Raw genomic sequence first — 13948 nt, 5'->3', positions numbered from 1 at the left:
CACCCCCAGCGGAGCGCTCCGCACTGTTCGGTGGGCGCCGAAGTGTCCGTGACCCATGCTGGGCTCATGAAGACCAGGAAGCCGGGCCGTGCGTCCGGGCTCGCCGCGCTGGCCGGGCTGCTGGCCGACGAGACGCGGGCCGGTTTTCTGATCGCGCTGCTGGACGGGCGGGCGTGGACCGCCGGGGAGCTGGCACGGTACGCCGGGGTCGCGCCGTCGACCGCCAGCGAGCACCTGGGGAAGCTGGTCGCCGGTGGGCTGCTCGCCGAGGAGCGTCAGGGACGGCACCGCTATGTACGGCTGGCCGATGCCCGCGTGGCGCAACTCGTCGAGGACCTGGCCGCCCAGGTCGGCCCCTCCGAGGCCCAACGCCCGCGCACCCTACGGGAGTCCGGCGCCGGGTCGGCGATGGCGCGTGGCCGTACCTGCTACGACCACCTCGCCGGACGGCTCGGTATCGCCCTCACCGACGCCCTGACCGTACGGGGACTGCTGCGCCAGGACACCGGGTTCGCGCTCACGGACGCCGGGCTGCGCTGGTTCGCCGACGCGGGCATCGACCTCGACCGCACCGGCCGCCGCCCCCTCACCCGCGCCTGCCTCGACTGGACCGAACGCCGCGCCCACCTCGCGGGTTCGGCCGGCGCGGCCCTGTGCCGGCACGCACTGGACGCCCGCTGGTGCGTACGCATCGGCTCGGAACGGGCGGTGAGGGTGACCCCGGAGGGGGAACGCCGTTTCGCCGAGCTGCTCGGCATCGAGCCGAGGGCGCTGCACTGAGCGACCGGCGACCGTACGTCTCCTGGGAAGCCGCACGTCCGAAAATCGCGAGCCCTCCCAGCCCGTTCTCCCTAGCCTCTGGAGCATGATGACCTCTTCCCCGCCCCCCGGTACGACCCCTCGTACGGAGGTGCTCGCCGCTGTCGCGGCCTGCGTGACCGTGGTGCTGTGGGCCTCCGCGTTCGTGTCGATCCGCAGTGCGGGGGCCTCGTACTCGCCGGGTGCGCTGGCCCTCGGGCGGATGCTCGCCGGGTTCCTGGCGCTGGGAGCGATCTGTCTCGTACGGCGGGAGGGGCTGCCGCCCCGGTCGGCGTGGAGGGGGATCGCGATCTCTGGCGTGCTGTGGTTCGGGGTGTACATGGTCGTCCTCAACTGGGGCGAGCAGCAGGTGGACGCAGGGACGGCCGCCCTCGTCGTGAACGTCGGCCCGATCCTCATAGCCCTGCTCGGCACCCGGCTCCTCGGCGATCCGATGCCGCCCAGGCTGCTCGCGGGCATGGCGGTGTCGTTCGCGGGCGCGGTGACCGTCGGGCTGTCGATGTCGGGCGGGGGCGGTACGTCCGTGCTCGGGGTGGCGCTGTGTCTGCTCGCGGCGGCGGCGTGGGCCACGGGTGTCGTCGCGCAGAAGCCGGCCCTCGGCAGCGCGAGCGCCCTTCAGGTGACGACGTTCGGCTGCCTGGTCGGGGCCGTGACCTGTCTGCCGTTCGCCGGGCAACTGGTCGGTGAGGCGGCCGACGCGCCGCTCTCGGCCACCCTCAACATGATCTACCTGGGCGTCTTCCCGACCGCCCTGGCCTTCACGACCTGGGCCTACGCCCTGGCCCGCACGACGGCCAGCCGCATGGGCGCGACCACGTACGCGGTCCCCGCCCTGGTCGTCCTGATGTCCTGGCTGGCCCTGGGTGAGGTACCGGGGTTGCTCACGCTGGCGGGCGGGGGGTTGTGTCTGGCGGGGGTGGCGGTGTCGCGGTCTCGGCGACGGGTGGCAAAGCGGGTGCCCGCGACGGCTGGGGAGGTGCCGTAGCCTTCTTCGCCCCCGCCGCCCCTACCCGCCCCATCCCTGGGGGCTGCGCCCCCAGACCCCCCTTTCGGCCTGAACGGCCTCGTCCTCAAACGCCGGACGGGCTGAAATGCCTGGGCTCGCGCTGAAGATCAAGCCCCGGCCGGCACCATCCAGCCCCTCCGGCGTTTGAGGAGCGGGGGTTCGGGGGCGGAGCCCCCGAGGATGGGAACGGGTAGGGGCGGCGGGGGCGAAGAAATCCCATCCCGGACCCCGTCAACTCCGAACCCGCGAAACCCCCGACGACACCACCAACAACACCCCCAGCATCACGAACGGCGCCCCCACCCCCGTAACCCCGGCGACCAGCCCCGCCGTAGCCGGCGCAGCCACCTGGCCGAGGCGGTTGCCGGTCAGGCGTAGTGCGAGGGCGGTGGAGCGGGCGCCCGCCGGAGCTGCCTGGACGACCGTCGTCATCGACAGGGGTTGGCCCACGCCCAGGCAGAACCCCAGCGCCGCGAGCATCAACGCCAGCCCCCCCACCGGCACCGGCACCGCGATCCCCGCACACAGCACCGCCCCCAACAGACAGGTCAGGGTGAGGAGTCGGCGCCGGCCCAGCAGCCGTACCAGGGGCGTCAGCACCAGCCGGCACGCGATCGTGGCCGCCGCCCGCAGTCCGAGCAGCACGCCGATCACCGCCGGCGCGATACCCCGGTCCTCGCCGACCACCGGAAGGTACGCGGTGAGGACGTCGGTCGCGGACAGCACGGCGAGGCTGACGAAGATGCCCGCGGGTACGCCCCGGGTGCGCAGGATGCGGTGCACCGGGACACGATCACCTTGCTCCGTACGGGACTTGACGACCGTACGGTCCTCGACCCGCCACAGCGACGTGAACGCGAACGCGGCGACCGCACCCGCGACGAGCAGGGCGCGGGCGCTGCTGGCCGCCATGTCCTCAGCGCCGATCAGCAGGCCCGCCGCCATCGGCCCGATGAACTGGCCGAGCGAGACCCCGATCGTGAAGTACCCGAAGTTGCGGTCCTGTTCGTCCGGGGCGGACCTGCGGGCGACGAGCGACTGGCCGCCGATGACGAAGCAGAGGTGGCCCAGGCCGGTCACTCCGCTCCACGCGGCCATCGCCGCGAGGGAGTCGGCGGTGGCGCCCAGCGCGCAGCCGCCCGCGATGAGGAGCGCGCCGACGGTCAGCAGGGGCGCGCAGCGGCCGTGATCGGTGCGTCGGCCCAGCGGGACCGCGGCGAAGAGCGGGAGCAGGGCGAACGCGGCGGCGATGACGCCGATCGCCCGTTCGTCCGCGCCCAGCGCGAGGGCCCGGTAGGAGACGGCGGGCCGGGCCATCGACACCGCCCCCTGCGTGAAGCTGAAGGCGATGACGAGGCGGAGCAGCCAGCCGCGGTTCCCACCGGGCCTCATGGACATGTGGACATGTCCTTCCGGACGCGTAGGAGAAGTGCGTGGATCAGATGATGCCGAACAGGATTCCCGCCCCGAGGATCGCCAGCGAGGTCAGGATCGCCCACTTGACCACGAACTTGGTGTGGTCGCCGAACTCGACCTTCGCCATGCCGACGAGAACGTACACGGCCGGGACGAGCGGGCTGGACATGTGCAGGGGCTGGGCGATGAGGGAGGCGCGGGCGATCTCCAGCGGGGAGACGCCGTGGGCGGCGCCGGCCTCGGCGAGGACCGGCAGGACGCCGAAGTAGAAGCCGTCGTTCGACATGAAGTAGGTGAGCGGGATGCTCAGCAGGCCGGTGACGAAGGCCATGTGCGGGCCCATGCCGTCGGGGATGTTGTCGACGAGCCAGCGGGCCATGTGGTCGACCATGCCGGTGCCGGTCAGGACGCCGGTGAAGACGGCGGCGGCGAAGACCATGCCGGAGACGTTGAGGACGTTCTCGGCGTGGGCGCCGAGACGGGCCTTCTGGTCGGGCATGTGCGGGAAGTTGACCGTCAGGGCGAGCGCGGCACCGAGCAGGAACAGCACCGGGATCGGCAGCCACTCCATGATCATGGCGGTCAGGAGCGTGACCGTGAGCAGCGCGTTGAACCAGTAGAGCTTGGGGCGCAGGGTGGTGCGGTTGGGGTCGAGGACCTTCAGCATCCGGTCGTCGTCGTCATCGTCGCCGTCCCCGGCCGTGGGGGCCTCGGCGGCCGAACCGCCGGTCGGCGCGGCCGAGTTGCCCGCACCGGAGCCCACGGCCGACTTGACACCCGAACCGGCGCCGACGAGGACCGTCTCCGTCTCCTGCTCCGGCTCCTCCACCAGGACCGCGTCCAGCGTCAGCACGCCGAGCCGCTTGCGCTCGCGGCGGCCGAGGACGTACGAGAGGGCGATGACGAAGGCCAGACCGGCGGCGAGGGCCGGGATCATCGGGACGAAGATGTCGCTGGCGTCGAGCTTCAGGGCCGTCGCGGCGCGGGCCGTCGGGCCGCCCCAGGGCAGGGTGTTCATCACACCGTTGGCCATCGCGGCGACGCCGGTCATCACGACGAGGCTCATCTTCAGGCGCTTGTACAGCGGGTACATCGCCGAGACCGTGATCATGAAGGTGGTCGAGCCGTCGCCGTCGAGGGAGACGATCGCCGCGAGGATCGCCGTACCGACGACGATGCGCAGCGGGTCCGCCTTGGCGAACTTGAGGATGCCTCGGACGATCGGGTCGAAGAGGCCGACATCGATCATCACACCGAAGTAGACGATCGCGAACATGAGCATCGCCGCGGTGGGGGCGAGGCTGGTGACGCCGTCGATGACGTAGTCACCGAGCTTGGCGCCCTTCCCGACGAAGACGCAGAAGAGTGCCGGGATCAGTACGAGCGCCGCGATCGGCGACATCTTCTTCATCATGATCAGGACCAGGAAGGTCGCGATCATCGTGAAGCCCAGGATGGTCAACATGAGTGGGTTACCTAACGTTCGCCCTTGAACTCCCACCGGAGTCGGCAGTGCGATGACGTTAGGGCGCCCACGCAAGTCTTAACAAGATGTTGACGTGCGAGCAATAAGCGCAAAACTCCAGGTCACAGCGTTGTGCCTGCTGGCGCGAGATCGATGGGTACACCATTCAGTACGGCGTTGCCCGACAGCGGGTCCAGCAGACTGCCGTCGAGGAGCTGGTTGACGTTGACCCCGGGGTCGACGGAAGCGTGTCCAAGCCGGGTGCCGGGCCGGTCGTGCCCCCACCCGTGCGGCAGGCTCACGACCCCGCGCCGGACGACGTCGGTGATCTCCGCCGGGGCCACCACCTCTCCCCCTGCGCCCTTGATCCGTACGGGAGCGCCGTCCTCGACCCCGAGACGGGCGGCGTCCTCGGGGTGGATGTGCAGGGTGCAGCGGTTGGTGCCGCCGGTGAGGGCGGGCACGTTGTGCATCCAGCTGTTGTTGGAGCGCAGGTGGCGTCGGCCGATGAGCACGATCCCGGCGGGGCGCTCCCGCAGGGCCTGGCGGAGGCGGGGGAGGTCGTCTGCGATGGGCTGCGGCAGCAGCTCGATCCTGCCGCTGCGCGTCTTCAGGGGCTGCGGGAGGCGGGACTGGAGCGGGCCGAGGTCGATGCCGTGCGGGTGCGCGAGCAGTTTCGTCAAGGTCAGGCCGTCCGGTCGTACGCCGAAGCCGTCGCCGTACGGGCCCAGGCGCAGCATCAGGTCGAGGCGGCGCTCGGGGCCGGTGTCGCCGTCGAGCGACTCGGCCAGCTCCTGCGGATCCCGGCCGTGGACCGGGGAGTGCGCTTCCTTGACGGACTTGCCGAGGGTCTGGTCGATGACCATGGCGTCCACGGCGGCGGGGTCGGCGCCGTGCATGCCGGTCGCGGCCAGGACGAGCCGGGCGAGGATCTCGGTCTCGGCCATCCTGCCCGGCTCCAGGGGGACCGCGGGGCGGTTGTAGCGGACCTGGTTGCGTACGGCGAGGGTGTTGAGGGCGAAGTCGTGGTGCGGGCTCTGCGAGGGCGGGGGCGGCGGCAGTACGACGTCGGCGTGGCGCGAGGTCTCGTTGAGGTAGGGGTCGACGCTGACCATGAAGTCGAGCGAGTCCAGCGCCTTGTCGAGCCGGTTGCCGTCGGGTGCGGAGAGGACGGGGTTGGCGGCGACCGCGATGAGGGCCCGGATCGGCTCGCCCTCCGCGGTCGCGGTGTCGATCTCCTCGGCGAGTGCCGAGAGCGGCAACTCACCCTTCGCCTCCGGGTGTTGACCGACCCGCGAGTGCCACCGGCCCAGCGCGAACCCGTGACTGGGCCCGGCCGGCCGGGGTGTCCTGTCGGTGGCCGCCTGTGGGAAGAGGGCGCCGCCCGGCCGGTCGAGGTTGCCGGTGAGGATGTCGAGGATGTCGACCAGCCAGCTGGCGAGGGTGCCGTGCGGGACCGTGCAGCTGCCGATGCGGCCGTAGACGGCGGCGGTGGGCGCTGCGGCGAGTTCCCGGGCGAGGGTGCGGATGGTGTCCGCGTCCACGTCGCAGGCCCCGGAGACGGCTTCGGGAGTGAAGTCCCGTACGGAGGCGGCCAGTTCATCGACGCCTACGACGTGTGGCGCCAACTCGCCCAGGTCTACGAGGTGTTCGTCGAAGAGCACGAAGGTCATCGCGGCGAGCAGCAGGGCGTCCGTACCCGGGCGGATCGCGATGTGCCGGTCGGCGAGCTTGGCCGTGCGGGTGCGGCGCGGGTCGATGACGGTGAGGGTGCCGCCGCGCGCCTTGAGGGCCTTGAGTTTGCCGGGGAAGTCGGGTGCGGTGCACAGACTCCCGTTGGACTCAAGGGGGTTGGCGCCGATGAGCAGGAGGTGGTCGGTGCGGTCGAGGTCGGGTACGGGGATCGCGTTGGCGTCGCCGTACAGCAGCCCGCTGGAGACGTGCTTGGGCATCTGGTCGACCGTGGAGGCACTGAAGATGCTGCGGGTGCCGAGGCCGGCGAGCAGGACGGTCGGGTAGAGCGCCCCGGCCACGGTGTGCACGTTCGGGTTCCCGAGGACGACCCCGACGGAGTTCGCCCCGTACCGCTCTACAGTGCCCCGGATCCCGGCGGCGACGGCGTCGAAGGCCTCCGCCCAGCTCGCCTCGCGCAGCTCGCCGTCGCGTCGGACGAGGGGGGTGCGCAGCCGGTCGGGGTCGCTGTCGAGGGCCCCGAAGGAGGCGCCCTTGGGGCAGATGAACCCCTGGCTGAAGACATCGTCACGGTCACCGCGGGCCCGGGTGACCCGGCCGCTCTCGATGGTGAGCGTGAGTCCACAGGTGGCCTCGCAGAGCGGGCACACGCGCAGGGCGGTACGGGAGTCGGTGGGGCTGGACACGGGTCCTCCCGGAGGGTGGCGGCAGCATCGACGCACGGCTGGAGACTGAGGCCGAGCATACCGACCGGTACGGATGGAGGGGAGGTCTTCAACCGGGTGAGGTCGGAAACCCGCGAGCCCGTTCGTCCGACGCCCGCGTGAATGCGGGTGCGTCAGTCCAGCACCCGCGCCAGATACGCCCGCAGCAGCTCCCGCATCTCCGCGATGATCCGCTCGTCGCCCTCCGGAGCGACCCGGAAGGCCAGGTGGATCAGGGTGTCGGCGGTCTCGACGGCGACCAGGAACGTACGGCGCAGGTCGTCGTCGGGTGCGCGGCCGATGACGTCGGCGAGGAGGGTGGTGAGGGTGTCGGCGACGCGGTGGTTGGGTTCGGCGTCGCGCTTGCCGACCGGGATCTGGTTGCCGAAGTCGACGAGGGAGAAACCGGGCGCGGTGCGCTTCATGGCCAGGTACTCGTCGAGCACTGCGTCCATGGCCTCGCGCCAGCCACCCCCGCTCAGCTCCCGCAGCCGCTCGGTGACACGCGCGATGAACCGCTCCAGGTTCCGCTGGGCGAGCGCGTCCGCCATGGCGCGCTTGTTGCCGAAGAAGCGGTAGACGGAGCCTATGGGGACGCCGGCGCGTATCGCCACCGCGCGGGTGCTCAGGGCGTCGTAGCCGACCTCGTCGAGGAGGTCGGCGCAGGCGTCGAGGATTCGGGTCAGCCGTTCGGCACTGCGCCGCTGTACGGGCGCACGACGTAGCGAGGTAGCTGGGGGCACGCCCTTCATCATGCCGTTCCCCGGCGGTCCGGTGAACCGTACCCCTGGCTTTCCGCCCTCTTGCGCCCGCGAACACCGAATCCTACGGTGAAGCATAGGAATGCGGGATCGGGAGTGAGGGAGCGAGGGAGCACCCATGAGCGGGGACGCGAGCGAGGGCATCGGCGGGGACACGGACGGCGACGCGCGGAAGGCCGCCGAAGGGCTGGACACCCTCTCCTGGCTCTCCGGTTTCGGCAATGAGCACAGCTCGGAAGCCGTCCCGGGCGCCCTGCCCGAGGGCCGCAACTCCCCGCAGCGCGCCCCTCTCGGCCTCTACGCCGAGCAGCTCAGCGGTACGGCGTTCACCGAGCCCCGCGCCCACAACCGCCGCTCCTGGCTGTACCGCATCCGCCCTTCGGCGGCGCATCCCCCGTTCGCGCCCGCCGACAACGGCCCGATCCGTACGGCACCCTTCACAGAATCCGTCCCGGATCCCAACCGGCTGCGCTGGGACCCGCTGCCCGAGCCCACGGCCGGGACGGACTTCCTGGCGGGCCTGTGGACCCTCGGCGGCAACGGCGACGCCACACAGCGCACCGGCATGGCCGTGCACCTCTATCACGCCGACTCCTCGATGCAGCGGGTGTTCAGCGACGCCGACGGTGAGCTGCTGATCGTCCCGGAGACCGGCGGACTGCTGCTGCGCACCGAGTTCGGCCTGCTGTACGTCGAACCGGGCCACGTTGCCCTCATCCCGCGCGGAGTGCGCTTCCGGGTGGAGCTGCTGGACGCCTCGGCCCGCGGTTACGTGTGCGAGAACTACGGCGCCCCCTTCCAGCTCCCCGACCTGGGCCCGATCGGCGCCAACGGCCTGGCGAACGCACGGGACTTCAGGGCACCGGTAGCCGCGTACGAGGACGTCGAGGGTCCGGTGGAGGTCGTCAACAAGTTCTGCGGCAACCTCTGGACGGCGGTCTACGACCACTCCCCGCTCGACGTCGTCGCCTGGCACGGCAACCATGTCCCGTACGCCTACGACCTGCGCCGCTTCAACGTCCTCGGCACGATCTCGTACGACCATCCGGACCCGTCGATCTTCACGGTGCTGACGTCCCCGTCGGACACCCCGGGCCTCGCGGGCGTCGACTTCGTCGTGTTCGCGCCGCGCTGGCTGGTGGGCGAGGACACCTTCCGGCCGCCGTACTTCCACCGGAACGTGATGAGCGAGTACATGGGCCTGATCGAGGGCGCGTACGACGCGAAGACGGCCGGAAAGGGGGGCTTCGTGCCGGGGGGCGGCTCGCTGCACAACATGATGTCCGCGCACGGACCCGACCGCGAGACCTTCGACCGGGCGAGCGCCGCCGAGCTGCGGCCCCAACGGATCGACGACGGGCTGGCGTTCATGTTCGAAACGCGCTGGCCGGTGACCCTGACGGCACAGGCTGCACGGGCGGAGCATCTGCAACCCGGGTACGACGACGTGTGGTCGGGCCTCCAGCGTCACTTCCGCCCGTTGCACTGAGCGTTGCCGACCGGTACGGATACCTCCGTGACCTCCTTCGCTCCGGATTCGATCGTCCTGAACCGCAAGCTGCCGCTCTGGTACCAGGTTTCGCAGTCCCTGCGCGCCTCGATCCTCGGCCGCTCGGCGCGGGACCCACTACGGCTGCCCACCGAGGAGCAGTTGGCGGGCCACTACGGCGTGAGCGTGCTGACCATGCGCCAGGCCCTGAAGGAGCTGGAGGACGAGGGGCTGATCAGCCGCCACCGCAGGCGCGGCACGTTCATCGAGCCGGACGCCCAACGAGGCGCTCCCGTAAGGCTGTTGGGCTCGGTCGACGCGATCGTGGCCCAGCAGTCCGGCATGACGACCGAACTCCTCGACCACGGCAGCACACCCGTGCCCGCCGAACTCGCCGAGTACTTCCCGGACTTGGTGGAGGTGGCCACGTACCACCGCCTGCGCGGCGACGAGGAGACCGGCGAACCGACCAACCACGCCCGCAACTACGTCCGTCCGGAACTCGCCGAGCGCATCGACCGCGACGATCTCCTCCGCTGGCCGATGACCAAGGTGCTGCGGGACTCGGTGGGCGCGGACATCGCCCGCATCACGGACACGGTCCAGGCCCGCCTCGCGGACCCGGAGACGGCCCGCCTCCTCAGGGTCCCCCTCCTCAGCCCGATCCTGCACTACACGGGCATCGCGTACGACGGAGACGGCCGGGTCCTGGACGTGGCCGTCATCCACTACCGGGGCGACCGCTTCTCCTTCACGGTGACCTTGGATGCGACCTAGGGGAGCCGGGCGTGGGGGCCGTCGTACGATGCCCAGCGTGCCGTACGACGACGATGCTCCGCTGCTCGCGGACCTCATGCCGTGGTCCGTCGCACCGCCACGGCTGGGCCGGGGGTGGCCGACGGCCCCCGACAACGCAACCCTCAAAGCCCGCTGGGACGCCCTGCTGAAGGCCGAAGGCCCGGACCGCGAGACCCTGTTCGAGCCGACGCGCTCACGCACCCCGCACTCGGCGGTCGCCCAACTGCCGGGCCGGCGGAGCGGCACGGAGAAGCTCGCCCGCGCCACGGGCCCCTGCGCGGAGCCCGTACGGGTCCTCCGAGCCCCCTTCGACGAGCAGTGGCTGATCCCGGACCACCGGCTGATCGACGCGGCCCGCCCGGAGTTGTGGCGAGTGGCGGACGAACGCCAGGTGTTCGTGGTCGAGGCACCGCCCTCTCCCCCGACCTCCGACGGCCCGCTGCTCCTGGCCTCACCCCTGCTGTCACTGATCCGCCCGGGTGGCCGGATCCGCCCCCTGTACCGACGCCCCGACGGCGCCGAACCCAACCTGGCCCCTGGCCTGACGTCCCACCTCACCGACCGCCTCGGCCACCACCCCGACCCGCTCGACATCCTCGCCTGGACCCTGGTCGCCGTACGCCCGGGCCTCTCCGTCCCCCTCACCGCCGACCCCGACCTCTGGTCCCAAGGCGTCGAGTTGGGCCGCCGGGTGCTGTGGCTGATGCGCCGGGACGGCGACCGCCCAAAGCTCCCCGGCGGCCGACGCCCGTACGTACGCGCCCCGTTGCCCTCCCGCCCGGTCACCGTCCACTACGACCGCGACGAGGAGACCCTCCAGGTCGACGACGGCCGCATCTCCCCGGTACCACCGGAGGCATGGGACTTCGAGGTGGGCGGGGTACGGGTGCTGGAGGAGTGGCTGGCGGTGCGGGTGGACGGTGCGGTCGAACCGGGGACGCTGGAGGCGATCCGGCCGACGACCTGGCCGCAGACCTGGACATCGGAACTGCTGGAGCTGATCACGGTACTGGCGCTTCTGGCGGAACTGCGCCCACAGCAGGCGCAGTTGACGGTGACGAACCCGATCACTGCGACGGAGCTACGGACGGCGGGCGTCCTCCCGGTACCTGACAGGGCGCGCCAACCGGCGTCGGTCCTGGACCACCAAGAAGAGGGCCCAGAAGGCCAGTTCACGCTGCTATGACCAGCCTGCTTTTAGGTCTTCAGGGGCGCGGGGAACTGCGCGAGCAACCACGACGGACCCGCACCCGACACACAACCCCTCACCCCCGCAACGAAAACCCATCCAACACCCGCAAAACCATCCGCTCGAACACAGCCTCCAGATCAATCGGCCCCGAGTCCTCCAAGAACGCCGCAGCCAACCTCGGATACCCCCCGCCAGCCACCTGCCCCCCGAGATAAGCGATCCGCATCGCACTCTCCTGCTCCTCCGACCAAGGCAAGGACCGAGCGCGCTCAGCGGTCGCCAACTCGTTGCCGACATACGTCGTCACCATGCCGTTGAGCATCGCGATCAGCTCGAACTTCGTGCCGTACGTCCCCTCGAACGGGTCGAGACAGGTCAGGCAGTGTTCGAGATAGCGCAGGGCATTGGGACTGAAGCCGTACACCGGGGACATCAGGCGCGGCAGCCAAGGATGCCGAAGCATCAACTCACGCGTCTGGTGCGCGACCCGCACCATCTCCGCCCGCCAGTCCCCCGACGGCTCCCACAACTCGTGCTCGCCACTGATCGCGTCAACCATCAGCTCGTACAGGTCCTCCTTGCGGGGGACGTAGTTGTAGAGCGACATCGTGCCGCAGCCCAGCTCGGCCGCGACGCGCCGCATCGAGGCCGCGTCGAGCCCCTCCGCGTCCGCGATCCGCACCGCGGCGGCCGCGATGTCGGCGCGGCTGTACGCGGCCTTGGGGCCACGGCCCGCACGTTCGGGACGCGCCCAGATCACTTCGGGTACGGCGGCTCGGCCGGCCATTGATCATCACCTCGACCACCCATCGTAGTTACGTACGGCGTACGTAGTGCGCTATGGTCACTCCATGACTACTACGTACGCTGTACTTAGTGAAGGGTTGGAGAAGTCCTTCGGGAAGGTCCATGCCGTACGCGGGCTGGACCTGGCCGTGGCCAAGGGCTCCGTGTGCGGGCTGCTGGGGCCGAACGGCGCGGGCAAGACCACGGTCGTACGCCTGCTCACCACACTCCTGCGGCCCGACGCGGGGTCGGCGCGGGTCGCGGGCCACGACCTCGTACGGGACGCTGCTGCCGTACGGCGCCGGATCGGCGTCACCGGGCAGTACGCGTCGGTCGACGGGGACCTCACCGGCCGCGAGAACCTGCGGATGTTCGCCCGGCTGCACCGGGTCAGGGGGCCGGCGGCGCGCGCGGACGAGCTGCTCGACCGCTTCGGGCTGGCCGAGGCCGCCGACCGGCCCGCGTCCACCTACTCGGGCGGGATGCGCCGCCGCCTCGACCTCGCGGCGGGCCTGGTCGAGCGGCCCGAGGTGCTGTTCCTGGACGAGCCGACGACGGGGCTCGACCCGGCGGCCCGCAACCAGATCTGGGCGGCGGTACGGGGTCTGCGGGACGAGGGAACAACCGTCCTCCTCACCACTCAGTACCTGGAGGAGGCCGACCAACTCGCCGACGAGATCGCCCTCCTGGAGCACGGCCGGGTCGCGCAGTCCGGGACGCCCGCCCAACTCAAGGCGCTCATGGGGTCGTACGCCGAGGTCGTGGTCGCCGATGCGGACGCGCTGCTCGGGGCGGCCGCAGTTCTCGACCAACTCACCGGTTCCGAGCCGGTGTTGGACCGGGACCGGCTCACCGTCGGGGCGGTCACCACCGATCCGACGGTCACGCTGCCGCGGCTGGTGCGTGAACTGGACGCGGCGGGCGTGGCGTTGCTCGACGCGAGCCTGCGTCCGCCGACCCTCGACGATGTGTTTCTCCGGCTGACGGAGCGCAAGGAGGTGGCGGCATGAGCACGTCGACGTCCGCGACCTCCATGGCCTCTGCCCTGGCGTACGACGGCACGGCGATGCTGGGCCGGCATCTGCGTCGGCTGCGGCACAACCCTGGACTGCTGGTCCTCACCCAGTCCATGCCGATCACGATGCTGCTGTTCTTCGGGTACGTGCTCGGCAGCGCCCTCGCGATGCCCGGGGAGGAGTACCGGGCCTTCCTGGTCCCGGGGCTGCTGGTCGCGACCGCCGCCAACGGCATCATGACCGGGATGTTCCAGGCCGCCCAGGACACCCACCGGGGCGTGACCGACCGGCTCCGTACGCTGCCCATCAGCCGGGCCGCCGTGCCCCTCGGGCAGGCACTCGCGGACCTCGTGGTCACCGCTGCGGGGACCGTGCCGGTGCTGCTCGTCGGGCTCGCGGTGGGGTGGCGGGTCGAGGGGTCGGCCCTGCGGGCGGCGGGGGCGGTGGGGCTGTTGCTGCTGTTCCGGTTCGCTACGACGTGGATCGGGATCTATCTGGGGCTGTTGTCGCGGAGTGAGGAGGCGGCGGGCCAGTTGGGGGGCGCGACTTTCGTCCTGCCGCTGCTGTCGAACGCGTACATCCCGACGGCCGGATTGCCGGGTTGGCTGCGAACACTGGCCGATTGGAACCCGATCAGCGCGGTGACCACAGCACTGCGCACCCTGTTCGGCAACGCACCGACCCCGACGGACGGCGCGTGGCCCGTCACGCACCCCGTCGCGGGGTCGCTGGCGTGGTGCGTGCTCCTGATCGCGGTGTTCTTGCCGCTGGCGGTGCGACGGTACGCGGAGGGCGAGGGGTAGG

12 protein-coding genes are annotated in these 13948 nt (G+C 71.1%); 7 read left to right on the top strand and 5 right to left on the bottom strand.

Annotated elements, in window-relative coordinates; all coding sequences use genetic code 11:
- Positions 1-66: 66 nt before the first annotated feature.
- Together OG787_RS39470 and OG787_RS39465 are read left to right on the top strand one after the other, a co-directional pair.
- Positions 67-780, top strand: a complete 714-nt coding sequence (locus OG787_RS39470) for an ArsR/SmtB family transcription factor (RefSeq protein WP_369034759.1) — start codon at positions 67-69, stop codon at positions 778-780.
- A gap of 85 nt (positions 781-865) precedes the next feature.
- On the top strand, positions 866-1804 hold the full coding sequence (locus tag OG787_RS39465) for a DMT family transporter (RefSeq protein ID WP_405538467.1): 939 nt from the start codon (positions 866-868) through the stop codon (positions 1802-1804).
- A gap of 252 nt (positions 1805-2056) precedes the next feature.
- Here the strand turns inward: OG787_RS39465 and OG787_RS39460 are convergent, their stop codons facing one another.
- The 4 genes from OG787_RS39460 to OG787_RS39445 all read right to left on the bottom strand — a co-directional run bounded on the left by OG787_RS39460 (position 2057) and on the right by OG787_RS39445 (position 7854).
- Positions 2057-3217: an MFS transporter gene (locus OG787_RS39460; protein WP_405540718.1), complete on the bottom strand. Its 1161-nt coding sequence runs from the start codon at positions 3215-3217 to the stop codon at positions 2057-2059.
- A 46-nt stretch (positions 3218-3263) separates the two neighbouring features.
- Positions 3264-4706, bottom strand: coding sequence for a CitMHS family transporter (locus OG787_RS39455; protein WP_405538465.1), 1443 nt, complete (start codon positions 4704-4706; stop codon positions 3264-3266).
- Between the two features lie 122 nt (positions 4707-4828).
- Positions 4829-7084, bottom strand: a complete 2256-nt coding sequence (locus tag OG787_RS39450; RefSeq protein WP_405538464.1) for a molybdopterin oxidoreductase family protein — start codon at positions 7082-7084, stop codon at positions 4829-4831.
- Between the two features lie 152 nt (positions 7085-7236).
- Complete coding sequence (locus tag OG787_RS39445; RefSeq protein WP_369037805.1) at positions 7237-7854, bottom strand: TetR family transcriptional regulator; 618 nt, start codon at positions 7852-7854, stop codon at positions 7237-7239.
- A 127-nt stretch (positions 7855-7981) separates the two neighbouring features.
- On the opposite strand from OG787_RS39445, the gene hmgA reads away from it, so the two are divergent.
- The 3 genes from hmgA to OG787_RS39430 are packed head-to-tail and all read left to right on the top strand — an operon-like array spanning position 7982 to position 11336.
- On the top strand, positions 7982-9352 hold the full coding sequence (gene hmgA / locus OG787_RS39440) for a homogentisate 1,2-dioxygenase (RefSeq protein WP_405538462.1): 1371 nt from the start codon (positions 7982-7984) through the stop codon (positions 9350-9352).
- 27 nt (positions 9353-9379) lie between these two features.
- The gene (locus OG787_RS39435; RefSeq protein ID WP_369037800.1) at positions 9380-10129 is read left to right on the top strand and encodes a GntR family transcriptional regulator; all 750 of its coding nucleotides are present in this window, start codon (positions 9380-9382) and stop codon (positions 10127-10129) included.
- 28 nt (positions 10130-10157) lie between these two features.
- Entirely contained in the window at positions 10158-11336 is a 1179-nt protein-coding gene (locus OG787_RS39430; protein ID WP_405538460.1) for a type ISP restriction/modification enzyme, read from the top strand.
- A gap of 79 nt (positions 11337-11415) precedes the next feature.
- Here OG787_RS39430 and OG787_RS39425 read toward each other — a convergent pair whose 3' ends face one another.
- Entirely contained in the window at positions 11416-12129 is a 714-nt protein-coding gene (locus OG787_RS39425; RefSeq protein WP_405538459.1) for a TetR/AcrR family transcriptional regulator C-terminal domain-containing protein, read from the bottom strand.
- Positions 12130-12193: 64 nt separating this feature from the next.
- On the opposite strand from OG787_RS39425, the gene OG787_RS39420 reads away from it, so the two are divergent.
- Positions 12194-13138 (top strand): ATP-binding cassette domain-containing protein, encoded by a 945-nt coding sequence (locus OG787_RS39420; RefSeq protein WP_405538458.1) that lies wholly within the window; start codon positions 12194-12196, stop codon positions 13136-13138.
- Positions 13135-13947: an ABC transporter permease gene (locus OG787_RS39415; RefSeq protein ID WP_405538457.1), complete on the top strand. Its 813-nt coding sequence runs from the start codon at positions 13135-13137 to the stop codon at positions 13945-13947. The genes OG787_RS39420 and OG787_RS39415 overlap by 4 nt, the downstream gene beginning before the upstream one ends.
- Position 13948 lies beyond the last annotated feature (1 nt).

Source organism: Streptomyces sp. NBC_00075 (assembly GCF_045041225.1).
Classification (GTDB): domain Bacteria; phylum Actinomycetota; class Actinomycetes; order Streptomycetales; family Streptomycetaceae; genus Streptomyces; species Streptomyces adonidis.
Note: the sequence above shows the minus strand (reverse complement) of the source record. Positions and strands in the feature narration are given on the sequence as shown.

Coding starts and splice junctions, on each gene's coding strand:
- OG787_RS39430 (WP_405538460.1), top strand. CDS start 10,158: ATGCCCAGCGTGCCGTACGACGACGATGCTCCGCTGCTCGCGGACCTC.
- OG787_RS39465 (WP_405538467.1), top strand. CDS start 866: ATGATGACCTCTTCCCCGCCCCCCGGTACGACCCCTCGTACGGAGGTG.
- OG787_RS39415 (WP_405538457.1), top strand. CDS start 13,135: ATGAGCACGTCGACGTCCGCGACCTCCATGGCCTCTGCCCTGGCGTAC.
- OG787_RS39470 (WP_369034759.1), top strand. CDS start 67: ATGAAGACCAGGAAGCCGGGCCGTGCGTCCGGGCTCGCCGCGCTGGCC.
- OG787_RS39420 (WP_405538458.1), top strand. CDS start 12,194: ATGACTACTACGTACGCTGTACTTAGTGAAGGGTTGGAGAAGTCCTTC.
- OG787_RS39455 (WP_405538465.1), bottom strand. CDS start 4,706: ATGTTGACCATCCTGGGCTTCACGATGATCGCGACCTTCCTGGTCCTG.
- OG787_RS39445 (WP_369037805.1), bottom strand. CDS start 7,854: ATGAAGGGCGTGCCCCCAGCTACCTCGCTACGTCGTGCGCCCGTACAG.
- hmgA (WP_405538462.1), top strand. CDS start 7,982: ATGAGCGGGGACGCGAGCGAGGGCATCGGCGGGGACACGGACGGCGAC.
- OG787_RS39460 (WP_405540718.1), bottom strand. CDS start 3,217: ATGAGGCCCGGTGGGAACCGCGGCTGGCTGCTCCGCCTCGTCATCGCC.
- OG787_RS39425 (WP_405538459.1), bottom strand. CDS start 12,129: ATGGCCGGCCGAGCCGCCGTACCCGAAGTGATCTGGGCGCGTCCCGAA.